This is a genomic window from Shewanella sp. KCT (assembly GCF_007636505.1).
Lineage (GTDB): Bacteria > Pseudomonadota > Gammaproteobacteria > Enterobacterales > Shewanellaceae > Shewanella > Shewanella halotolerans.
The window spans coordinates 102,883-125,302 of record NZ_LVDJ01000001.1; the positions used below are offsets into that span (position 1 = coordinate 102,883).

The 22,420-nt window shown below is 52.7% G+C and carries 24 protein-coding genes; 15 read left to right on the forward strand and 9 right to left on the reverse strand.

All coding sequences use genetic code 11. The features are described 5' to 3' along the window. Window positions 1-113: 113 nt before the first annotated feature. Both AYI87_RS00520 and aat read right to left on the reverse strand, forming a co-directional pair. Window positions 114-818, reverse strand: a complete 705-nt coding sequence (locus tag AYI87_RS00520; protein WP_144198671.1) for an arginyltransferase — start codon at window positions 816-818, stop codon at window positions 114-116. After that, window positions 808-1,518 carry a leucyl/phenylalanyl-tRNA--protein transferase gene (aat, locus tag AYI87_RS00525; RefSeq protein WP_144198674.1) on the reverse strand — a complete coding sequence of 237 codons (711 nt, stop codon included), beginning with the start codon at window positions 1,516-1,518 and terminating at the stop codon, window positions 808-810. Before aat ends, AYI87_RS00520 begins: the two co-directional genes overlap by 11 nt. Before the next feature lie 52 nt (window positions 1,519-1,570). Between aat and AYI87_RS00530 the strand changes: the two genes are divergently transcribed. After that, on the forward strand, window positions 1,571-2,062 hold the full coding sequence (locus tag AYI87_RS00530; protein ID WP_011865369.1) for a glycine zipper 2TM domain-containing protein: 492 nt from the start codon (window positions 1,571-1,573) through the stop codon (window positions 2,060-2,062). Between the two features lie 112 nt (window positions 2,063-2,174). Here AYI87_RS00530 and AYI87_RS00535 read toward each other — a convergent pair whose 3' ends face one another. Beyond that, the gene (locus AYI87_RS00535; protein ID WP_144198677.1) at window positions 2,175-2,534 is read right to left on the reverse strand and encodes a hypothetical protein; all 360 of its coding nucleotides are present in this window, start codon (window positions 2,532-2,534) and stop codon (window positions 2,175-2,177) included. Window positions 2,535-2,745: 211 nt separating this feature from the next. On the opposite strand from AYI87_RS00535, the gene AYI87_RS00540 reads away from it, so the two are divergent. Further along, a complete protein-coding gene (locus AYI87_RS00540) occupies window positions 2,746-3,498 on the forward strand; it encodes a Nif3-like dinuclear metal center hexameric protein (protein ID WP_144198680.1) in 753 nt (250 codons plus the stop codon). A gap of 86 nt (window positions 3,499-3,584) precedes the next feature. On the opposite strand, the gene metG is transcribed toward AYI87_RS00540, so the two are convergent. After that, window positions 3,585-5,606 (reverse strand): methionine--tRNA ligase, encoded by a 2,022-nt coding sequence (gene metG / locus AYI87_RS00545; RefSeq protein ID WP_144198683.1) that lies wholly within the window; start codon window positions 5,604-5,606, stop codon window positions 3,585-3,587. Between the two features lie 159 nt (window positions 5,607-5,765). Here metG and apbC point away from each other — a divergent pair, with 159 nt between their 5' ends. From apbC to AYI87_RS00590, 9 genes are read left to right on the forward strand one after another with little or no spacing between them, the layout of a single operon-like run. Next, window positions 5,766-6,878 (forward strand): iron-sulfur cluster carrier protein ApbC, encoded by a 1,113-nt coding sequence (gene apbC, locus AYI87_RS00550; RefSeq protein WP_144198686.1) that lies wholly within the window; start codon window positions 5,766-5,768, stop codon window positions 6,876-6,878. 12 nt (window positions 6,879-6,890) lie between these two features. Then, window positions 6,891-7,526 (forward strand): uridine kinase, encoded by a 636-nt coding sequence (udk, locus tag AYI87_RS00555; RefSeq protein WP_011865374.1) that lies wholly within the window; start codon window positions 6,891-6,893, stop codon window positions 7,524-7,526. A gap of 27 nt (window positions 7,527-7,553) precedes the next feature. After that, window positions 7,554-8,138 carry a dCTP deaminase gene (gene dcd / locus AYI87_RS00560; protein WP_144198689.1) on the forward strand — a complete coding sequence of 195 codons (585 nt, stop codon included), beginning with the start codon at window positions 7,554-7,556 and terminating at the stop codon, window positions 8,136-8,138. Further along, window positions 8,138-8,986, forward strand: a complete 849-nt coding sequence (gene pabC / locus AYI87_RS00565; RefSeq protein WP_144198692.1) for an aminodeoxychorismate lyase — start codon at window positions 8,138-8,140, stop codon at window positions 8,984-8,986. The genes dcd and pabC overlap by 1 nt, the downstream gene beginning before the upstream one ends. After that, the gene (gene mltG, locus AYI87_RS00570) at window positions 8,983-9,990 is read left to right on the forward strand and encodes an endolytic transglycosylase MltG (protein WP_144198695.1); all 1,008 of its coding nucleotides are present in this window, start codon (window positions 8,983-8,985) and stop codon (window positions 9,988-9,990) included. Before pabC ends, mltG begins: the two co-directional genes overlap by 4 nt. Next, the gene (gene tmk, locus AYI87_RS00575; RefSeq protein ID WP_144198698.1) at window positions 9,987-10,619 is read left to right on the forward strand and encodes a dTMP kinase; all 633 of its coding nucleotides are present in this window, start codon (window positions 9,987-9,989) and stop codon (window positions 10,617-10,619) included. The genes mltG and tmk overlap by 4 nt, the downstream gene beginning before the upstream one ends. Window positions 10,620-10,636: 17 nt before the next feature. Then, window positions 10,637-11,551, forward strand: a complete 915-nt coding sequence (gene holB / locus AYI87_RS00580; protein WP_144198701.1) for a DNA polymerase III subunit delta' — start codon at window positions 10,637-10,639, stop codon at window positions 11,549-11,551. Between the two features lie 6 nt (window positions 11,552-11,557). Continuing rightward, window positions 11,558-11,884 carry a PilZ domain-containing protein gene (locus tag AYI87_RS00585; RefSeq protein WP_011865380.1) on the forward strand — a complete coding sequence of 109 codons (327 nt, stop codon included), beginning with the start codon at window positions 11,558-11,560 and terminating at the stop codon, window positions 11,882-11,884. 44 nt (window positions 11,885-11,928) lie between these two features. Next, entirely contained in the window at window positions 11,929-12,717 is a 789-nt protein-coding gene (locus AYI87_RS00590; protein ID WP_144198704.1) for a TatD family hydrolase, read from the forward strand. Between the two features lie 360 nt (window positions 12,718-13,077). Here AYI87_RS00590 and rsmF read toward each other — a convergent pair whose 3' ends face one another. Beyond that, window positions 13,078-14,538 (reverse strand): 16S rRNA (cytosine(1407)-C(5))-methyltransferase RsmF, encoded by a 1,461-nt coding sequence (gene rsmF / locus AYI87_RS00595; protein ID WP_144198707.1) that lies wholly within the window; start codon window positions 14,536-14,538, stop codon window positions 13,078-13,080. A gap of 88 nt (window positions 14,539-14,626) precedes the next feature. Here rsmF and AYI87_RS00600 point away from each other — a divergent pair, with 88 nt between their 5' ends. Beyond that, window positions 14,627-15,853 carry a nucleoside recognition domain-containing protein gene (locus AYI87_RS00600; RefSeq protein ID WP_144198710.1) on the forward strand — a complete coding sequence of 409 codons (1,227 nt, stop codon included), beginning with the start codon at window positions 14,627-14,629 and terminating at the stop codon, window positions 15,851-15,853. 113 nt (window positions 15,854-15,966) lie between these two features. On the opposite strand, the gene AYI87_RS00605 is transcribed toward AYI87_RS00600, so the two are convergent. Next, window positions 15,967-16,839: a DUF481 domain-containing protein gene (locus tag AYI87_RS00605; RefSeq protein ID WP_144199389.1), complete on the reverse strand. Its 873-nt coding sequence runs from the start codon at window positions 16,837-16,839 to the stop codon at window positions 15,967-15,969. A gap of 249 nt (window positions 16,840-17,088) precedes the next feature. Then, on the reverse strand, window positions 17,089-17,460 hold the full coding sequence (locus AYI87_RS00610) for a diacylglycerol kinase (protein ID WP_144198713.1): 372 nt from the start codon (window positions 17,458-17,460) through the stop codon (window positions 17,089-17,091). A gap of 232 nt (window positions 17,461-17,692) precedes the next feature. Here AYI87_RS00610 and AYI87_RS00615 point away from each other — a divergent pair, with 232 nt between their 5' ends. Together AYI87_RS00615 and AYI87_RS00620 are read left to right on the forward strand one after the other, a co-directional pair. Beyond that, window positions 17,693-18,619: a DNA ligase gene (locus AYI87_RS00615; RefSeq protein WP_260865038.1), complete on the forward strand. Its 927-nt coding sequence runs from the start codon at window positions 17,693-17,695 to the stop codon at window positions 18,617-18,619. A gap of 28 nt (window positions 18,620-18,647) precedes the next feature. Next, entirely contained in the window at window positions 18,648-19,112 is a 465-nt protein-coding gene (locus AYI87_RS00620; RefSeq protein WP_144198715.1) for a low molecular weight protein-tyrosine-phosphatase, read from the forward strand. Window positions 19,113-19,308: 196 nt separating this feature from the next. Here the strand turns inward: AYI87_RS00620 and ylqF are convergent, their stop codons facing one another. Both ylqF and AYI87_RS00630 read right to left on the reverse strand, forming a co-directional pair. Then, window positions 19,309-20,250, reverse strand: coding sequence for a ribosome biogenesis GTPase YlqF (gene ylqF / locus AYI87_RS00625; protein ID WP_144198717.1), 942 nt, complete (start codon window positions 20,248-20,250; stop codon window positions 19,309-19,311). Between the two features lie 107 nt (window positions 20,251-20,357). Beyond that, window positions 20,358-21,197: an isopenicillin N synthase family dioxygenase gene (locus AYI87_RS00630; protein WP_144198719.1), complete on the reverse strand. Its 840-nt coding sequence runs from the start codon at window positions 21,195-21,197 to the stop codon at window positions 20,358-20,360. Between the two features lie 291 nt (window positions 21,198-21,488). Here AYI87_RS00630 and AYI87_RS00635 point away from each other — a divergent pair, with 291 nt between their 5' ends. Next, window positions 21,489-22,406, forward strand: coding sequence for a bifunctional methionine sulfoxide reductase B/A protein (locus tag AYI87_RS00635; RefSeq protein WP_144198721.1), 918 nt, complete (start codon window positions 21,489-21,491; stop codon window positions 22,404-22,406). The last annotated feature ends 14 nt before the right edge of the window (window positions 22,407-22,420 follow it).

The following is a 22,420-nucleotide window of genomic DNA, read 5'->3' on the forward strand; positions in this document are numbered from 1 at the left end:
AGCCTTCAAATATTAAAAACGGGCGTATCATGCCGCAAATTAGCGCTTCTGTAAAGAGGTGTTCGTTATCTGGGCAAATATCTGTTTGCTTTATTTTTTCTAATTAAGCGCGCTTATTCACTGCGTTGCCAACCATTTGCGGTCAATATCTCGTGGGGATGGTAGGCGGTCTTGTAATTCATCTTACGTGACTCATGGATCTGATAACCCAGGTAGACATGCGCCTTGTGCATCTGTCTGGCGAGATCGCACTGCAATAGAATCATAAAGGAGCCCAGAGAGCGTTTATCCAGCTCGGGGGCAAAGAAGCTGTAGATGGCCGACAGGCTGTTTGGTAACACGTCTGTGACCGCCACGCCTATCAGCTCACCCTCGAGCCGCAGTTCAAGCAGCTTTGGTTGATGCCAGCTGCACTGCACGAAATGGTCATATTGCTCGCGTGAGGGGGGATACATGGGGCCGTCGTGGTGGCGCGCCTTGATGTATCTGTCATAGAGCGCGTAATGCTCGTCGGTGCAGGTATCGACCAGGCTCCAGCTAACGTCTTGATTCTGTTTCAGGGTGCGTTTCTGCCGTCGTGACGGCATAAATAGTTCCACCGGAATACGTATCGGCAGGCAGGCCTGGCAGTGAGGGCAATGTGGCTTATAGATGGTCTCACCGCTGCGGCGAAAACCTAAGGCCAAGAGCTTCTCAAACAGGGTGAGGTCGAGAGATTCTTCCTGCAGCACTAACAGCTGTTCCTGCTTGCCCGGCAGGTAGCTGCAATCGAAGGTATGTGTCATACCCACCTGTATGGTGTCGGATCTAGAGTTCAATCTGCACCTCTTGTGGATGCCAGGCGTCGCTGGCGACCTCAATATCGCGAAAACGCTTCAATAGGTTGATGAAATCCGCTCGCTTTAATGCCTTGGCGCCTAGGGATGCCAGATGTGGGTTCATGACCTGGGCATCGATCAGCCGGTATCTGTGTGATAGCAGGTGCTGGTGTAACATGGCCATGGCCGCCTTGGAGGCATTGCTCTGCAGGTGAAACATGGACTCGCCGCAAAACACCTGGCCGATGGCCACCCCATAAAGGCCGCCAATCAGCTTATCGCCATCCCACACCTCAATCGAGTGGGCTTTGTTGTACTGGTGTAGCGCCTTATAGGCTTGCTGTATCTCTAAGGTGATCCAGGTACCTTCCTTGCCTTGGCGGGTGAGGGCGCAGTGCTCAATTACACTGTTAAAGGCGCGGTTGACGCTGAAGCGCCACTGACGGCGTTTGATATCGCGCTTCAGGCTGCGACTGACCTTGAGTGAACCGGGTACAAATACGGCGCGGGGGTCGGGGGACCACCAGAGGATAGGGTCGTTTTCGTTAAACCAGGGGAAGATTCCCTCATAGTAGGCGTTAAGCAGTCGCTTGGGGTGTAGATCGCCGCCGATGGCCAAGAGTCCGTTTGGATCGGTTAGGGCAAACTCCGGCGAAGGGAACTTTGCCAGCTCATGATTTAAATAGGACAGTGAGTTCACAATTGAGTAAAATTAGTTATCGGCCTCTTTATAAGTTAGCGGAAAACCTCTTATGTTGAAACCTACCTCCCGCCTCTTTCGCTTTATTTGGTCAGTTTTTATCTTGCTTGCCAGCCTAGGGCTGAGTGCTGGTGTCGGTGCCGCCTACGAGCGCAATCAAGCCGTCCCCGTCGAGAAGGTAGAGTATGGTTATGTCACCTCGGTACGTAACATTACTCAGACGCAGTTAGTGGAAGATCGTAACCAGGGCTGGCGCACATTTGGCGGCGCCTTGATAGGTGGCGTCATAGGGCATCAATTTGGTGGCGGTAGCGGTCAGGATGTTGCCACAGTATTGGGGGCCCTCATTGGTGGCGGCATAGGCCATAATGCGGGCGGCGATTACTATCAGCAGTTGAAGCTGGTGGAGCTGATGATACGTTATGAAGATGGTCGGGAGGTAATGGTGATTCAAGACCTAGATCCCGGCATGATTTTCAACGTCGATGATGAGGTGCGCGTGGTCTACCTGCAGGGAGGCGTGCGAGTCGACCTGGCGATGTAGGCATCCTACTGTTATTCAACATAAAGCTAGTCGTATAAAAGCATTCAATAAAAAAGGAGCCATGGGGCTCCTTTTTTATGACGATACGTTCTTATAACGACAAGTAGCTTGTTTAGAAGCCGCGGGGAAGTTGTCCTTTACCCGCCAGCTTAGCACGCCATAGTTCTTTCGGTGTCATGCCACCAGAGGTTGATTTGCTGGCTTTCGCCTCTGCCTTAGGCTTGGCTGCTTTTGCTGGTGCGGCTTTCTTAGGCGCGGCCTTAGGTTTTTCCGCTTTTGCCGGAGCCTTAGCTGCAGGAGCTTGCTCACCTTGTTCAGCCAACATAGCTTCTAAATCACTAAAACGAAGAGACTTACCACCATCGATCTTGTACCAGCTTCCTTTTTGCTCGATGGTAACGCTCTTACCCTGCGCCTTGCTCAATGCAGCCTCGAGTGTGCTGATCACCTCTTCTTTGGTCAACTTTGACATAGTATTAACCTATTTCTTTTAATGTGTAATTGAAGGTTTGGCCTAATTTTATAGCTGAAACGCCTGAATTGTCCAATTTTCACAGAAATTCAACGTATTTCTATGAACTGAGGCCCAGATATGGCTAAACTAGGCGCTATCGTCACGGTCATTTTTTCAGCCTTTGAGCGCTGGATCGGCCAAAGTTATTTGATTCATATGAGGAGCTTAGATGAATCGCACAGCATTGACTCGATACCTCACGGAATTTCTGCAGGTAGGCAGCTACAAGGATTATGCCCCCAATGGGTTACAGGTCGAGGGCAAGGAGCGAATTAAGACGATTGTCACCGGAGTGACCGCCTGTCAGGCATTGATCGACAAGGCGGTTGAGCTAAACGCCGATGCCTTGCTGGTGCACCATGGTTTTTTCTGGAAGGGTGAGCCTGAGACCATCACAGGGATGAAGTATCGTCGCATCAAGTCATTGATCAATAATGATATCAACCTCTATGGTTATCATCTGCCGCTCGATGGTCATCCTATGCTGGGGAACAACGCCGAGTTGGCTAGAGAGCTTGGGATCATAGATGCCGAGTCGGTGGAGGGGGTTGCCCAGGGGCTGGTGTGGCAGGGGCGTCTCGATGAGCCTATGGCGCCGAGTACGTTTGCCGAGCATCTGGCCGGCGTTCTGGGTCGTCAGGCATTACATCTGGGAGAGAGCGATAAGCCGATTTATCGCCTAGCCTGGTGCAGCGGCGGGGCGCAAGATTACATAGATATCGCCGTAGACTTGGGCGTCGATGCCTTTATCAGTGGCGAGGTGTCTGAGCGCACCTTCCATAGCGCGGTCGAGCAGGATATTCATTACTTTGCTGCGGGTCATCACGCCACGGAAAGATTCGGCATCAAGGCATTGGGCGAGCATCTGGCCAGTGAGTTTGGTCTGACTCACCATTTCGTGGATATCGACAATCCGGTGTAACGAATTTTTTGATGAGAATCAAAAAGAAAAGGCCGCTAGTTAGCGGCCTTTTTTGTGTCTTCTAGGTTGAGTCCCGAACAAGCGACTTATTTAACGCGCATGCCAGGTTGGGCACCTTCATGGGGCTCTAGGATCCACAGATCTTTCTTACCAGGACCGGCTGCAAGCACCATGCCTTCAGACATGCCGAAACGCATCTTACGCGGCGCCAGGTTAGCGACCATCACGGTCAGCTTGCCTTCCAGATCTTCTGGGGCATAGGCAGACTTGATGCCAGCAAACACCTGCTTAGTCTCACCACCTAGGTCCAGTTGCAGCTTAAGCAGCTTGTTGGCCTCTGGCACATGCTCCGCCTTGGCGATACGAGCGATACGTAGATCTAACTTGGCGAAGTCGTCGAAGCTGATCTCTTCGCTGATAGGGTCGAGATCCAGCTGGCTCTTAGGCGCCTCGGCCACCTGCAGGTTCTCGGTCGATGCTTCTATGATGGCTTCGATGTTCTTCATCTCGACGCGCTGCATCAGTGCCTTGAACGGTGCGATTTCGTGACCGCTGAGGTCCTTGGCCAGGTCATCCCATGTAAGTTCAAGTTGCAGGAAGGCTTCCACATCTTGGGCCAGTTTTGGCAGCACTGGCTTGAGGTAGGTCACCAGGATGCGGAACAGGTTAAGCGCGTTGCTACATACCTGATGGGCTTCCTCTTGCTTATCTTCCTCTTTTACCAGCTGCCATGGGGCGGCATCGGCGACAAAGGCGTTGGCGATATCGGCCAGCGCCATTATCTCACGCATTGCCTTACCAAATTCACGGGTCTCGTAAAACTCGGCGATGGCATCGGCCTTGGCGAGGAAGGTCTCGGTCAGGCTAGCGTCGGCAACCTTGGCCAGCTTGCCGTCGAAACGCTTGCTGACAAAGCCTGCGGTGCGAGAGGCGAGGTTGACCAGCTTACCCACGAGATCTGAGTTGACGCGTTGAGCGAAGTCTTCCAGGTTCAGGTCGAGATCGTCGATACGGCTGCTGAGCTTAGCCGCGTAGTAGTAACGCAGGTACTCAGGATTTAAGTTATCCAGATAGGTTCTGGCCTTGATGAAGGTGCCTTTAGACTTTGACATCTTGGCGCCGTTCACCGTCACATAACCGTGGGCGTAGACGCTGTTTGGCTTACGGAATCCCGCGCCTTCGAGCATGGCTGGCCAGAAGAGGCTGTGGAAGTAGACGATATCCTTACCGATGAAGTGGTACACCTCGGCGGTAGAGTCTTTGGCCCAGAACTCGTCGAAGTTAAGGTCGCCGCGCTTGTTGCATAGGTTCTTGAACGAGCCCATATAGCCGATAGGCGCATCTAGCCAGACGTAGAAGAATTTACCTGGTGCATCAGGGATCTCGAAGCCGAAGTAAGGCGCATCACGGGTGATGTCCCACTGCTGCAGGCCTTGTTCGAACCACTCGCCCAGCTTGTTCGCCATCTCTTGTTGTAAGGACCCTGAACGGGTCCACTCTTTTAACATCTCTTCGAAGGCGGGCAGGTCGAAGAAGAAGTGCTCAGTCTCCTTCATCACAGGTGTTGCACCCGATACCGCCGACTTAGGATCGATCAGATCCGTCGGGCTGTAGGTCGCGCCGCAGCTGTCGCAGTTGTCGCCATATTGATCCACAGACTTACACTTAGGGCAGGTGCCCTTAACAAAGCGATCCGGCAGGAACATAGACTTTTCTGGGTCGAACAGCTGAGAGATGGTCTTAGACTTGATATAGCCGCCATCTCGTAGCTTGAGATAGATCTCGCTCGCCAGCTCGCGGTTCTCGTCGCTGTGGGTGCTGTGGAAATTATCGAACTGGATATTAAAGTCGGCAAAATCCTGCTGATGCTCTTTCTGTACCTGAGCGATCATCTCCTCTGGCGCCATGCCGAGCTGCTGCGCCTTAAGCATGATGGGCGTGCCGTGGGCATCGTCTGCACAGATATAGTGACATTCGTGGCCGCGTAGCTTTTGAAAACGCGCCCAGATATCGGTTTGAATATATTCAAGCATGTGACCTAAATGAATGGGGCCATTGGCGTACGGAAGTGCGCTGGTCACGAGAATTTTACGTTGTGAAGTTGCCATCTTGTCTCTAAATCAGTAAGTGCCCAAAAAGAATGGCATAGATACTAACCGATCATCGCTAAAGTTTCATCAAAAGCTGCTTTAAGTGAACTAAATCTATCCGAATATGAGGAGTTTTTCTGATACACTTAGCCAAATTTATTTTTGGAGGTAGTCGTTTTGTCTTCAGCGTCTCAGAATTATCATCTTCATGATGATCTGCTCGGTCCGGTTTTGGCTATTTTAGATGCCCATCAAGACCCCTATTTAATGCAAGGTCTGGTAAGCGCAGGTTGTGTCACCAAGCTGGATATTGAAGGCAAGCGATTGCAGCTGGGGCTGTGTTACCCCTATCCCTGCCAGAGTCAGTATCGCGATACCGTCATGGCGATCACCAACAAGCTGGCGGTGCTCGATGCCATTGATGAGGTTGAGTGCGAAATCGATTTCCAACCCGCAGTGATCTCATCGGGAGCCGTTGAGCCGTTACCCAATGTCAAGCAGGTAATTGCCGTTGCCTCGGGCAAAGGTGGCGTGGGTAAGTCGACCACCTCAGTTAACCTGGCGCTGGCATTAGCAGCCGAAGGCGCCAAGGTGGGGATTCTCGATGCCGATATCTATGGCCCCTCCATTCCGCTCATGCTGGGCGTACCCAATTTTAACCCCGTCTCACCCGACGGCAAGATGATGACCGCCGCCGAGGCTCATGGTATCGCCGCCCAGTCTATCGGCTTTATCGTCAGTGGTGATGAGGCCGCCGTATGGCGCGGCCCTATGGCGGCCGGCGCACTGGCGCAGCTGTTAAATGAGACCCTGTGGCCAGAGCTTGATTATCTGGTGATCGACATGCCACCAGGTACCGGCGACATTCAGCTGACCCTGTCGCAGAAGGTGCCGGTAAGCGGCGCCGTGGTGGTCACCACCCCGCAAGATATCGCATTGGCCGATGCTAAGAAGGGGATCAGCATGTTCCAGAAGGTGAATATTCCTGTGCTGGGTATCGTCGAGAACATGAGTTTCCATATCTGTAGCGACTGTGGTCATAAGGAGCATCTCTTCGGTGAAGATGGCGGCCTTAAGATGGCTGAGCGTTACAATGTACCGCTTTTGGGGCAGCTACCGCTGCAACTGAATATCCGCGAGGATGTGGATAAAGGCACGCCGACGGTGGTGGCGGATGGCGAGAGCCAGGTGGCCTTGTTGTATAAGGAGATCGCCAGAAAGGTGGGGGCACAACTTGCCCTGAGCCAGACACAGAGTGTCGTATCTATTTCAATTTCAGATGATGAGTAAGGTTTACAAAGCATGAATTCGCAATGTGTCATAATTGGTATCGCAGGGGCATCGGCATCGGGTAAGAGCCTAATCGCGAAGACGATTTTCGAGGAGCTATGCCGTGATCTGGGCACAGATCAGATAGGGGTTATTGCCGAGGATGCCTACTATAAGGATCAGGGCCATCTGTCGATGGATCAGCGAGTATTGACCAATTATGACCACCCAAAGGCGCTGGATCATCAGCTGCTGTGTGAACACCTCAGCGCCCTGAAAAATGGCGAGGCGGTGGAGATCCCTCAATACAGCTATACCGAGCATACCCGTATGGCCGAGACAGTCACCATGACACCCAAGAAGGTGATCATCCTTGAGGGGATCTTGCTACTAACCGATCCAAATCTGCGTGAGCAGATGGATGCCAGCGTCTTTATGGACACGCCACTGGACATCTGCTTCATGCGCCGCCTGACCCGCGATGTGGCCGAGCGTGGCCGTACCATGGAGTCTGTGATGCAGCAGTACACTCAGACAGTGCGTCCTATGTTCCTGCAATTTATCGATCCTTCTAAGCAATATGCCGATATTATCGTGCCGCGTGGTGGTAAAAACCGCATCGCAACCGATATATTAAAGGCTAGAATTCAACACCTTTTAGCAAAATAATCGCTTGATATGGGGAGCTAGGCTGGGATGCGTTTAACGGATTTAGAGATAGCAGCATGTTTAGAGGAGGGGACAATTGTCATCGATCCCCGTCCCGATGCTGAGGCCATCAGTGGCGTCAGCGTCGATGTGAAACTCGGTAATCAGTTCCGCGTATTTCAAGATCATACGGCCCCCTATATCGATCTCAGTGGCCCCAGCAGCGAGGTGCAGGCGGCCCTGGATCGTGTGATGAGCGATAAGATAGTGATCCCCGAAGGGGAAGCCTTTTTCCTCCATCCCGGCGAGCTCGCACTGGCTGTTACCCATGAGAGTCTGACCCTGCCGGCCGATATCGTCGGCTGGTTGGATGGTCGTTCTTCTCTGGCAAGGTTAGGGCTCATGGTGCATGTCACGGCTCATCGCATCGATCCCGGTTGGCAGGGAAAGATAGTGCTGGAGTTCTTCAACAGCGGCAAGCTTCCCCTGGCCTTGAAGCCCATGATGACCATAGGCGCCCTCAACTTCGAGCGGCTAAGCTCGCCCGTGGCGCGCCCCTACAATAAGCGCAAGAGTGCTAAGTACAGGGATCAGCAAGAAGCCGTTGCCAGTCGGATCAGTCAGGACAAATGATGTCGCAGACTATCTGGGTAAATGGTGAAAAAGCAGTAAGTGTTTCAGCGTTCGACAGGGGACTGGCCTACGGCGACGGCCTGTTTGCCACCATGCGCTGTCGAGGCGCTGAGGTACTCTTCCTAGAGAGTCACCTGCTTCGTTTGGCCCAAGGGGCTCATCGTCTTGGATTCCCGCTGCCAGATTCCGCTGCGCTACGAGAGCAAATAGCAAAGGCCTGTGAGCAGGGCGCCAAACAGTTTTCCCAAGATTATTGCCTCAAGTTACTCGTAAGCCGCGGCAGTGGCGGACGCGGTTATATGCCGCCGCAAACGCCCGCACCGACTTGTGTGTTGTCGCTGCATGATATCCCCGCGCATTACCGTCAGTGGCAAGCAGCTGGCATCAAGTTGCAACTAAGTCCGGTGACGCTCGGACAGCAGCCACTGTTGGCGGGCATGAAACACCTTAATCGTCTCGAGCAGGTGCTGATCCGCACACACAAGTTAGATGACGGCTTCGATGATTGGCTGGTCTGCGACACGGCCGGCAACATCATAGAGGCCGCCATGGCCAACCTCTTCTTTATAAAGGGTCGCACCATAGTTACGCCGAGTCTGGATCAGGCTGGGGTGGCTGGTATGATGCGCGAGCAGTTGCTGCTCTGGTTTGTCGAGTCCGGGTTTACTCTCGAGGTGCGCCGCGTCTCGCCCAATGAACTCGCGCATTTTGATCATGTTCTGGCCAGCAACAGCCTGTTTGGCGCTGTGCCCGTGACCAATATTGCAATGACTAGTATCGCCCAGCACTCATTCGGCCAAAGCCCTCTGCTAACCCAATTGCTACACGATCTAAAAATAATACTATGAAAAAACTGATCAAAGGCGTGCTGACCGCACTCTTTAGCCTATTAACCTTGAGCGCGATTGGCCTGTATTGGGTCTATCAGAGTGTGGTGAGTTACGGGCAGATGCCGCTGAAGCTCGAAGCCCCCGTCGAGTTTGAAGTGGTGCGTGGTACCTCCTTTTCACAGATGGCGAATGCCTTGGCACAAACAGGTGCCGTGGATGAGCTTTGGAAGCTTAAGCTGCTGGTTAAGCTGCGCCCCGAGCTTGCAAAGATCCGCAGCGGTCTGTATCAAATCTCTCCCAATGACACTGTGGTCGAGCTGCTCGAAAAGCTACGTCAGGGCAAGGAGATGGTCTTTACCGTGACCTTGGTCGAAGGGCAGAGCATCAAAGAGTGGCGCGAGCAGCTCAAGCAATTACCGCGCCTGAAGTGGCAGGAGGGCGCCTTCCTGGAGGTGCTTGAGGATAATGGCGACGCTTCTAAGCTGCCCGAGGGTAAGTTCTATCCTGACACCTACCATTATGGCAATGGTGATTCGGTCAAGGTGATTTTGCAGCAGAGCTATCAGAAGATGCAGCAGGAGCTAGGCAGGGCCTGGCAGGAGCGCGACCAGAGCATACCGCTAAAGAGTCCCTATGAGCTGCTGACCATGGCATCGATTATCGAGAAAGAGACGGGCAAGGCCAGCGAACGCCCCTGGATCTCGGCGGTCTTTACCAATAGATTGCGTAAGGGGATGCGTCTACAGACAGATCCTACCGTGATCTACGGCATGGGTGAGCGTTACCAGGGCAATATTACCCGCAAAGACTTGCGTGAGCAGACGCCCTACAACACCTATCGTATTCATGGCCTGACGCCGACCCCCATAGCCGCGCCGAGTGGGGCATCCCTGATGGCGGCGGCGCGTCCGGCCGATGTCGACTACCTCTACTTCGTGTCGAAGAATGACGGCAGCCATATATTTTCTAAAACATTAACCGAGCACAACCGTGCTGTAGATAAGTATCAGAGAAATCGATGAAGCAAAACAGCGCGAAATTTATCGTTATCGAAGGATTAGAAGGGGCAGGCAAGTCGAGTGCCATCGCCCTGGTGAGAGATTTTATCGAGAAACACAATGGCGTTCCGCCCGTGTGCACCCGTGAACCAGGCGGCACGCCGCTGGCCGAGCGCATTAGGGATCTGGTGAAGATTGCCGACCCTAACGATCCTCTGTGCGATGAGTCTGAGTGTTTGCTCATCTATGCGGCCAGGGCGCAGCTGGTGGCCAACGTGATAAAACCAGCCTTGGCTCAGGGTAACTGGGTGCTGGGCGATCGCCACAACCTCTCATCTCTGGCCTACCAGGGGGGCGGGCGTCAACTCATGCCGCTGGTTGAAGCGGTGAGTAACGCGACCCTGAAAGATTTTAAACCTGACCTGACCCTATACTTGGATATCGATCCTCAGCTTGGCTTGCAGCGCGCCAGAGACAGGGGCGCCCTGGATAGAATCGAACAGCAGGCGCTGAGTTTCTTCGAGCGTGCCAGGGCAACTTATCTGCAGCTGGCCGCGCACGACGAGTCTATCGTGGTGATCGATGCCAGCCAGACGATGGCGCAGGTGCATAAAGAGATCTTGGCCGTGTTACAGCGCCAAGACTGGTCATGACATTTGGGGAGTCTTTGATGGATCTACCTTGGTTAACCCCGGCTCGTGAGGCTTTCTGTAGTCAGCTGATATCTGGCCAGCAGGGCCATGCCTATCTCTTGGGGATCCATCAAGGCTATGGCGGCATGCAACTTGCCAATACCTTGGCTCAGGCCAGCCTGTGTATGGCGCCAACCCAAAGTGGTGCCTGTGGGGTGTGTAAGAGCTGTCAGCTGTTTATCGCCGGTAACCATCCTGATTGCTATCAGCTGGAGGCCGACGGCAATCAGATCAAGGTCGATCAAGTCAGGGAGCTGTGTCAGAAGTTGACCGCTACCGCCCAACAAGGGGGGAGACGGGTCGCTGTGATTAAAAACTGTGAGCGACTCAACACCGCGGCGGCCAACGCCCTGTTGAAGACTTTGGAAGAGCCGGGCAGAGAGACCCTCTTGTTGCTGCAGAGTGATACCCCAAGTCGTTTGATGGCTACCATAAGCAGTCGTTGTCAGCGCCTGCATTGTCAGCTGCCGAGCCGCGAGACGGTTCAGGAGTGGCTGGCGGCGCAGTTTACACTTACCAGTGATGTGACCTGGTGTCTGCCGGTTGTCGGGGGCCCTGTCGATCTGCTCACCGCCTTAAATGATGGTCGCTATGAAGCCTTGATCGGCCTCAGAAAAGCCTGGGTGCAAAGTTTGTCGTCTGGGCACCTGTGTGCTAACTTAACTAGTATAGATGAAAAGCAAGTTTCTGATGCACTTAAGGTTTTGTATGTTGTCCTGCGACAAAAACTGGTGAAGCAGAAAAATGCTGATGCATTAATTAACATCAAGATAACAAAATTTGCAGCCAAGGTTATGGAGACGTATCATAGCCTGAGTATGATGCCTAATGTGAATTTTATGGCCGTTTTTCAGGCGTTTATCTTAGAGTATCAGTCGCTAACAACAAGTTAAAATAATATGGTCGATCTCGTGGTTAATTTTGATACATTACATCAGCTATATAGAGCCTACATGCCCTTTATTCAGCCCGCGGGCCTGTTTGTGGCGACTACCGAAAGCCACTATCTGGGGCAGGAACTTACCATCGCCTACCAGTTACCGGGCTCGACCGTGCGTCATGAGTTTCAGGGCCTGGTAGTGTGGATCAATCCTCTGGGCGCATCCGGTGGCCGACCGGCGGGGATTGGGGTGAAGATCATCACCGACGCCCAGACCCACAAACATCATATCGAAAACCTACTTTCCCGCGAACTCGCCTCAGGCGATTTGACCTGTACCATGTAGATAGCTATCCTTTGGCTCCTTTTGTAGTGACTTAGGATTTTTGCGTGCTTATCGATTCCCATTGCCACCTCGATCGCCTCAAGGCGGCGCCCGATCAAGATTCATTGAAGACCTTGCTGACTCAAGCCAAGGAGCGCGGCGTGGAGTATTTCCTTTGCGTCAATGTACGCCAGCAAGGTTTTGCCTCTATGCAGGCGAAAATGGCAGCCTTCGACCAGGTGTTCCTGTCGGCGGGCGTACATCCGCTGGATGTGCAGGAGGGGCTGGATACGGCGCAGCTACAAAGCTATCTGCAAGATCCTAAGGTGGTCGCCATCGGTGAGACAGGCCTGGATTATTACTACTCGGGCGAGACCAAGGCGTTACAACAGCAATGTTTCGAGCAGCAGATCGCCCTGGCGGTCGAGGTAGATAAGCCGTTGATCGTCCACACTCGTGATGCCCGTGAAGATACCATCGCCATGTTGAAAGCAGGTGACGCGGACAAGGTAGGCGGTGTGCTGCACTGCTTCACCGAGAATTGGGAGATGGCCAAGGCCGCCATCGACTTGGGCTTCTATATCTCTGTGTCTGGCATAGTGACCTTTAAGAATGCCGGTGAGCTGCGCTCTGTGATCCGCAAGGTGCCAAAGGACAGACTCCTGGTAGAAACCGATGCGCCGTATCTTGCGCCTGTGCCTCATCGCGGCGAAGAGAACCAACCTGCGTTTGTTCGGGATGTAGCGGAGTTTGTGGCCGAGCTGCGCGGCGAGAAGTATGAAGAACTGGCAGAGTATACCGGTGATAACTTCTTCAGGCTGTTCAAAGACGCGGCTAAGTTAGTGAAAGCCTAGTGGCTGTTGAGTGATATAGGTTCACAGTACTTGGCATTTATAGCGTATTTAGCATATTTGGCGGCATTGAGAAGTGTTGCTGAGCAAAGCGTTTAAGAAAGGCTGCGAAGAATAGGCTTATTTTACAAGCCAAGAGAAGCAGATAAAAAAAGACCCAAAACTATTCCAATTGTTCTGGGTCTAGGGGAATGGCTCTTTGCAGAGCCGTGCGCTACTGTTTGAGATTGCCTCGAATTTCATCTCAGGCTTTTAGTGTAGTCAAACTCCACCTCACTGCCGGACTCGTCTAGGCAAATCTCAGATTAAAATGTAACAAAATGTTAATATGTGGCCGCTGACGTTAATTCAGTGGCTTTTGCTTTAGTCTGCGTCAGTCGCTTTCTGATCCACTGCAATCGCCGAAGAAGAGCAGATTTTATCCCGCACCAGGTCTCTTGGCAGGCTGTTTTTCAGCTTATTACCCAGGTGTTTCACCAGGCCTAAGTGGGCGCCCTGGTAGCTGACCAGCTGCTCGCCTTGGGGCTTCTCTTTGCTGGTTAAGGCGATGTCACGTCCCATCAGGTATTGAATCGCCTGAGCCTCGTCAAGCGGGATCCCTCGTGAACTATCGGCCAGCGCCATCACAGCCTCGTGCCTAGGCTTAAAGCCTTTCTTCAGGGCGTCGGCCAGCTTGAGGCCGATCCGCTGAAAACGGATCTTGCCGATGAGCGGCTCGACATTAGTCGGGAAAAGCCAATACTCATCGTCTCTCTGCATCAAAATCCCCTGACCATCGAGCTTGATGCCGAAGCTGGTATCGAAGTAGTCGCAGAGGGCCTGGCGAGACTTCTTGTCGATTGGGGCAAAGGGGAAGTTCTTCTGCTTGCGCGGCTCCTCGCTGTTTCGTGGCACGGCGGCGAGCTTGGTTAGCTTGGCGATGAAGAAGCCTTCGCTGTCGAAGATTTGTGGCCAGACATGGAGGAAGCCTTCGCAGGTACAGGCCTTCTCGGCGCCGGGGAAGAGTTCGGCAAGGGATTCAAACTGCACCGCATCGCCATAGGTGGCCTTGAGGTGCAGGCAGACGTCCTGATTTTCGCGGCGGTTGAGGGTGCAGGTGGAATAGACCAAACTGCCGCCCGGCTTTAGTGCCAGAAAGGCCGATTCGATCAGGTCGCGTTGTACGCTGGCAATAGCCTCTATCTCACCCTCGTCCCAATGTTTGAGGGCGTCTGGGTCTTTGCGCACCGTGCCTTCACCGCCGCAGGGGGCGTCGAGCAGTATGGCATCGAAGCTTTCGAACAGATACTCGCTAAACACTCTGGCATCGAAGTGGGTGAGGGCGAGATTGCTGGCGCCCATGCGCTGCACGTTGGCGTGTAGCACCTTGACCCGGCTGGAGGAGTATTCGTTGGCGACCAACAAGCCTTGATTGTTCATCATGGCGGCCAGCTGAGTGGTCTTAGAACCCGGCGCTGAGGCCATATCCAGCAGGGTGAGGGAGGCCACATCCTTTATCGGCTCGGGAAACAGCGCCTTAGGCGGCAGCATGGAGCTGGCCTCCTGAATATAAAACAGCCCCTGAATATGCTCTACCGTGTTACCCAGTTGCACCGAGTCATCCACCTTGACCCAGAAGCCGTCCTCACACCAGGGCACAGGTTCAAACTGCCAGCCTTTGGCACTCATTAGGGTGATAAAGTCAGCCGTCGTTATCTTGAGGGTGTTGACCCTGATGGAGGGGCGTAAAGGCTTGGCACAATAGCTGATAAATTCATCCATCGAGAGATGATCCGGCATATCTTTCGCTATGCTATTGATAAAATTTTGATTTAGTTGAACCATAGGTAACAGAATAGAGATATTGTTAGTCGCCAGTATATCACATCCATTATCGGGCCTTGAGCAAAGCTTGGGGTGAAAGGAGTCTCGGGTGTTAAATCGCGTTTGGTTTGCCTTTTTTGTCGCCGCCTTGGTCGCAATCGCCATCAGTCTGTTTCAGGGACAGTGGCAGATCCTCTCGGCCGTGGTCGATGCCCTGTTTGCCAGTGCCAAGTTAGCCGCCGAAATTGCTTTGGGGCTGATAGGCGTGCTTTCCCTATGGATGGGCTTGATGCGGGTCGGCGAGAAGGCGGGTGTGGTGGGCCTCTTTGCGCGCCTGTTTGAGCCTTTACTCAGCCGTTTGATGCCAGAGGTGCCCAGGGGACACCCCGCCTTTGGCAGTGTCACCATGAACCTGACCGCCAATGTGCTGGGGTTAGATAACGCCGCCACGCCGCTGGGACTCAAGGCGATGCAAGATCTGCAGAGCCTGAATCCGGTGAAGAGTGTGGCTACCAATGCGCAGATCCTTTTTTTGGTACTCAATACCTCTTCTGTCACCTTAGTGCCGGTCACCGTCTTTCTCTACCGCGCCCAGCAAGGCGCCGAGTCGCCGGCGGATATCTTTCTGCCTATCTTGCTGGCGACTACGGCCTCGACCCTGGTGGGCGTATTAGTGGTGGCCATCTATCAGCGTATCTCACTGCTTAATAGTGTCCTGCTGGGATATGGGACCCTGATGCTGGCGGCGGTATCTGCGCTGGTGTTTTATCTGGGCACCTTGACGGCGTCTGCCATTGGTGATTTTTCGACGGCACTTGGCAACGGCATCTTAGTGCTGCTGATCTTCAGTTTCATTCTGGTGGCAGGGCTGCGTAAGGTGGCTGTGTATGATGAGTTTGTCGGCGGCGCCAAGGAGGGCTTTACTCAGGCGGTGCAGCTGATCCCTTATCTGCTTGCCATGTTGCTGGCTATCGCCTTGCTGCGCGCCTCGGGCGCGCTCGACTATCTTCTAGGGGTCATCGCCGCCCTGGTGAATCTGGTCGGCGGGGATACCCGGTTTGTCGATGCCTTGCCAACCGCCTTGATGAAACCCTTTAGCGGTTCGGGTGCCCGCGCCATGATGCTGGAGACTATGCAGCATTATGGGGTTGACTCCTTCGCCGGTCGCTTAGCAGCCGTGGTGCAGGGAAGTACCGAGACCACCTTCTATGTGCTGGCGGTCTACTTCGGCGCCGTGGGGATACGTAATGGTCGTCATGCCCTGGTGTGCGGCTTAAGCGCGGACTTTGCCGGGATCTGCGCCGCGATCTGGGTTTGCTATCAGTTTTATGGTTAATCGGCGTATGCAGGCAGCTATATGTCAGTCGAACTGCCAAGTGGGAATTAGTGACGTAAGTAGGCCGCTAGGGGCGATCTCCTAACGGCCTTCAGTGGAAGATGTTGTGAAGCTTAGAAGCGATAGCTTACCGACAGCATAGGGCCGATAAAGCTGTAATACAGGTTATAGTCCGCCACATTAAGCTGATCTGAGACACTGTGTTTAAAGTCAACATCGACCTTGTAGTAGTTAAAGGCGGCTGACATGTGCCAGTTTTTGGTGATCTCAGCTTCGACACCGGCGCGGATATCCACCAGGCTGCCCTTGATATCATCGAGCTTGATGTAGAAATACTGTGCGTGGGCGTTGAACTTGAAACCTGGGCTGAACTCATAGTCGCCATACAGGCCGACGTCTGGCAGTGGCGCCGTGACCTCTTCATCGACAAATCTTGGTGTGGCAGTCTGCGCGCATTGTTGTAGCGTCTCACCCTTGGCACAGACACCTATGTCACCGTCAAACGCGGTCTTGATAAACATGGTGTGTACGCCCAGGGACAGGCCAAGATTGAAGTTATTCCCCTGATAGAAGTTATAACCATAGCCGAGGCGTGCGATGTCGATATTGAGGGTGGTCTCCAGACGACCGCCGGATTGAATATCGTAAACCTGATCGTCTAGGGTGACTTGAAACGGTATGGTAAGTTTCTGTACTTCTGCGTTGCGGTGCAGCTGTTTCCAGTCGAAATAGATGCTGTGACGCGAGTTGAAATGGTAGCTGGCCTCGAAAAATGGCAGAAACTGCGACTCTTCCAATGCCAAGTCTTCTTCAAAATCAAGCCTGAAATTATTACCCTGAACCGGGTTGGTGACATCCATGCTGGAGTTAGAGTTGGAGTAGAAACCGCCGATTTTTAGCATCACTTCGCTGGGTTCTACCGGTGCCGACACCGAATACGAATTGGCAGCTCCAGCGGCGAAAACCGAAGAGCTAAAGAGACCCAAGCTAAATATGGCGACCGACTTAATCACTAACTACAACCTCTATCAACTAATAATTATTATAAGTTATTGATTTATTTAGTAAGACTTTTTTACTACGTTATCATTCTAGCAGGATATTTAAAATTGTGAATGATTTGTATCAAAAAATGTCAAGGTTGCGGCGTTTTTGTTGATATTGGGAGCTGGATTACAGAAATAAAAAGGCTCCCGATAGTGTATCGAGAGCCTAGTATTCAAGCTGGCAGCGGGTTAGAAAACCAGTGGCCAGAGGATCAGTAGCCAGGTGATACCACACAGGGCCAGGGCGATAAAGACAGCCGCCGAGGCGATATCTTTTGCCTGTCCGCTTAGGGGATGGATTTCGTGACCGATACGGTCGACCACCGCCTCGATGGCCGAGTTAAGCAACTCGACGATCAAGACTATCATTAGTGTCATGATGAGCAGGATGCGTTCAACCATAGGCACGTCTACCAGTAGTGCGACAGGCAGCATGAAGAGAACCAAGATCAACTCTTGGCGAAAGGCTGCCTCAGATTGCCAAGCAAGCTTAAGGCCTTGCATAGAGAAACCTGTCGCTCTGAAGATACGTTTAATGCCGTGGTTATTTTCCGGTTTCATAGGTGTCCATTTCGTTTGTTCGATTTTGTTAGTGTCGTTTTACTGGCTCAGCCTGCCTTTCTCTGGTGCAGGCAGGCGAGTTACAAATTGGGCGCTAGTATAACACTCTAGTTACCTCCATAACATCTGCATGAGTGGCTTTGGGCTAAACTTAACGCTTAGCTATCATTCAGTTGCTCAAGGAGGAGCTATGTTATGTTCTAGTCGCCCTATGGTTATTGGGAGTATTACTTTGCTCCTGAATTGGCTGTCGCTTACAGCGATGGCCGTCGAGTCGCCCGAGTTAATCGAGTCATATAAGCCAGCTGAGCCGCCCAAGGCATTAGTTGTTGAGGCTAATCAGCTGATGCCAGAACAGCCAAAACCAGAACGGCTTGAGCCTACACAAAGACTCTCGGGCCTCCAATTGGCCGGGAGTCTCGAGGCCGACCGACCAATATCAGAGTATCTGGTGAGCGAAAAGTTCGATGGCGTCAGAGGCCGCTGGACGGGAGAACGTATGCTAACCCGCTCGGGACAGGTTATTAGGCTCCCGGCTTGGTTTACCAAGGGCTTTCCCACGGAGCCCTTAGACGGTGAGCTGTGGATTGCTCGTCAGCAGTTTGAGGCGATCTCAGCCCTGGTACGTGATAAAGATGCCGACCCTGAGCGTTGGCGCGCCGTTCAATTTATGGTTTTCGATTATCCTGCCATAGATAGCCGCTTTGGTGAGCGCTATGCCCTAGCCATTAAACGCTACGCAAATCTGTCGCCTTTTCTGCAAATTATTCCTCAGTGGCGAATTCAAGACAGTCAGGCGTTAAATGCCGCGTTAGATGAGTGGGTGGCTCAAGGCGCCGAGGGACTGATGCTGCATCACCAGGATGCTCACTATCACGCCGGGCGTAACGGCGACCTGGTAAAACTCAAGCGCTATCAGGATGCAGAGGCTAAGGTTATCGCCTATCTGCCGGGGAAGGGGAAATATCTGGGAATGATGGGGGCGCTAGAAGTAGAAACGAGTGGGGGGATCCGTTTTAAGTTAGGCACTGGCTTTAGCGATGAGCAGCGCCGGCATCCGCCGGCCATTGGCAGCACGGTTACCTACAAGTATTATGGCCTGACTCATAATGGTGTACCCAGGTTTGCCAGCTTCAAACGGGTACGAGAGCCGCTGTAAGAAGCATGTTAAATAAGTAAGGAAGGCTATGTTGAAGGTTAACTCTGTCCTATTTGTCTGTCTCGGGAATATCTGCCGCTCACCGACGGCCGAGGCTGTATTTAGAGGCCTGCTCAGCAAGCGCGGCTTGTCTATCAGCTGTGATTCGGCGGGCACCTCGGCCTACCATGAGGGGGAGGGGCCGGACAGACGGGCTCGTCAGGCTGGCGAGCGAAGAGGCTTGGATTTTAGCGGCATTCGCGCCAGAGGCGTGACAGATGAAGATTTTGAGCGTTTCGATCTGATTTTGGCGGCTGATACGGCAAATCTTCGCGATCTTCGTGCGCGCTGCCCGGCTCACCATCAGTATAAGCTGGCCTTAATGCTCTCTTTTCTTGGGGAGGGGGAGCGGGAGGTGCCAGATCCCTATTATGGCGGCGATGAGGGCTTCGAACAGGTGCTGGATCTTCTGCAACAGAGCTGTGAAAGGTTGCTGTTACAAATCGCAAAGTAGCTAAATTAAGCAGGGCTAACAGGTAGAGCTAGATAAGTAGAGCTAGATAAGTAGAGCTAAAAAAAGTAAGGCTACGTTGGGCAAAGCTGTATCAGGTAAGGCTATAGAATGCAAAACCGCTTGCAACTGACGCTTATTGAAGTATCAAGAGCATCACCTTGCAAGCGGTGTAATGTCAGTATTTCAATCAGACAGCCTAGTCGTTATGACGAACGCCGGAGCGTTTAAGCCGCTCTGCCTCGATTTTGGCTTGTTTCTCGGCCTCTTTCTCGGCCAGGATTCGAGCTACTTCCGCCTTCTCTACCTCGGCCATCTCTGGAGTCTCCAGTGACAACTGACCTATCTTACCCGAGCGGAATTCATGCAACAGGAGTTCAGAGGCCTTGTGCAGGTCGATTCTGCCACCCGGTCTCAACGCGCCCCGTTTACGGCCGATAGCCTCGAGCAGACCGATATCGTCATCGGGCAACTCTTTAAGCTTGTAACGCTCAAGCATGGCATCGGGATAGGCCTTTAGGAAGTATTCGGCGGCAAACATGGCCACATCTTCATATTCCATTGCCGTGTCTTTGATGGCGCCGGTTACCGCCAGGCGATAGCTGCTGGCCTCGTTGTCCACCTTGGGCCAGAGAATACCTGGGGTGTCTGACAGTACGATGCCATTTTTCAGATTGATACGCTGCTGGGTCTTGGTGACTGCAGGCTCATTACCGGTTTTGGCAATCACTCTTCCCGCTAAGGTATTGATAATGGTTGATTTACCTACGTTAGGGATCCCCATGATCATGGTACGGATATCTTTTTCTATCTTATCGCGGTTGGGAACCAGCTTACGACAGAGTTCGGGGACCTTACGCACCTGGGCTGCCTGTAAGGTGGTGATGGCCATAGCCTTTACCCCTTGCTCCTGCTCCAGATAGTCAATCCAGCGTTGGGTGATCTCGGGATCGGCCAGATCTGACTTGTTGAGCAGCTTGATACAGGGCCTATCGCCACGCAAACTGGCGACCATAGGGTTTTCACTGCTGTAAGGGATACGGGCGTCGAGCACCTCGATAACCAGATCGACCTGAGGCATCACCTCTGCTATCTCTTTGCGCGCCTTGTGCATATGGCCTGGAAACCACTGAATTGCCATTTCTGTACTCTGTCTCTGTGCAAATTTGGGGAGGGATTTTACCTTGATATGGCTTAAAAATCATAAATAAAAAGCGCCCTGGGGCGCTTTTATCTTAGTAGAGGAGGTTAGATAACGCCTAATTCTCTCAGACGCTCCATCAGATAACTGTCGGCGGTGTAACGCTCAGACAGGACCACCTCTGGTTTAGGGTGTAGGAAGAGGGGCAGGGAGATGCGCGAGCGTGTCTTGTCGACGCCTTCCGGGTTGACCACTCTATGGGTCGTGGATGGGAAGTAGCCGCCCGATGCTTCCTGGAGCATGTCACCTATGTTGATGATCAGGTTACCGAAATCGCTCGGTACGTCTAACCATTCGCCCGATTTGGCTTTTACCTGCAACCCTGGTTCGTTGGCGGCCGGCAATACGGTAAGCAGGTTGATATCTTCGTGAGCCGCGGCGCGAATGGCGCCTAGCTCTTCATCACCCGACATCGGTGGATAATGAAGGATGCGCAGCAGTGTCTTGTGGCTGTTCTCGATCATTTTTGGCAGGGCGATAGAGTAATTGACCGCCACTTCTGCCGGCGTATGGGCTTCCACCCAGCCTAGCAGCTCTTCTGCCAGGGCATTGGCTTCCTGGTAATAGCGCAGAATGTTTTCCCTGAGGGAATCGGGAATACGGCCCCAAGGGTAAACATGGTAATACTCTTTAATATCTTTAACCGTATGACCCTTAGCGGTTTCAGAAACATCGGCCGGGAAGAAACCATCGTGGGTTTCTGGCTTAAATAGGTAGTCATGTTTCTCATCGCTATTGAAGAAGGCTTGCCACTCTTCATAGATGGTATCTACTAAGGCCTTGTCGATTGGGTGATTTGAGAGTACGCCAAATCCAGTTTCACGCAAGGACTCAACGAAGCGCTGGGCGCTGTCCTGAGCACGGTAATCTATTGTTTCTAATTTCATATTTTGTTTTCTTGTTATTGAACCCCGCAGGCAGTGTACCCCTGGGATCGCCTTTGGGCAATTGGGTGTGATAAAAATCACGTTTTCATTGTTTGGCCATAAGAAGAGGCTAGATCACCGCTAATATTTTCATCATTAAAATCATGGGCTAGCTAATAAACAGCCGATAATTGATATAATCATGCAATAACCTACCTATTTACTAGGTCTTTTATCTGCTATTGTGAGTAGTGTGATCTTATTGACCCTAAGGGTCGTATTAGCGGTACAGGAGTGCAAGAGTCTTTAACTATGCGTGAACTAACGGAATTTGAGCGGTATGTGATTGAGAGCAAGGGGACCGAGCGCCCCTTTAGTGGCGAGTATAACCAGCACGATGCGCCTGGTGTCTATCACTGTAAGCGCTGTGATGCGCCTCTCTATCTGTCCGAGCATAAGTTTAACGCCCATTGTGGCTGGCCTGCCTTCGATGATGAGATCCCGGGGGCGGTAAAACGCTTGCCCGATGCCGATGGTCATCGGGTGGAGATAGTGTGCGCTCAGTGCGACGCGCATTTAGGCCATGTGTTTGAGGGAGAATACCTGACAGACAAGAATTTGCGCCACTGCGTGAACTCTGTCTCCATGGTCTTCAAAGGTGAAGCGACGCAGCAGAGCGATGACAGTCATATTCGCTGGGCGACCATTGGCGGTGGCTGTTTCTGGTGTCTCGAGGCGGTATTTAGTCAGCTCAGAGGCGTGATATCGGTGAAGTCTGGCTATGCGGGTGGGGATGCCTCCAGCGCTAACTACCGCGCCGTCTGCGCCGGGGATACGGGCCATGCCGAGGTGGTGCAGATAGAGTACGACAGTCATATCATCAGCTTTGAAGAGCTGCTGGAGGTCTTCTGGCAGAGCCATGATCCCACCACCCTTAATCGTCAGGGTAATGACGTCGGTACTCAGTATCGCTCGGTGATCTTTGCCCATGACGATGAGCAGGTTAGGGCCGCAAGTCAGATGATAGACAGGCTGACCGAGGCCAATATCTTCGATAAGCCCATAGTTACAGAGCTGGTGGCGCTGGATAACTTCTATCCCGCCGAGCCTTATCACGATGCCTACTTCGAGCATAACCGGCAGCAGCCCTACTGTCAGATGGTGGTCAAGCCCAAGGTGGATAAGATAAAAGCCCTGTTTAAGGAGCGGCTCAAGTCGGGCGGTGGATAATAAAAAAGGCGCAT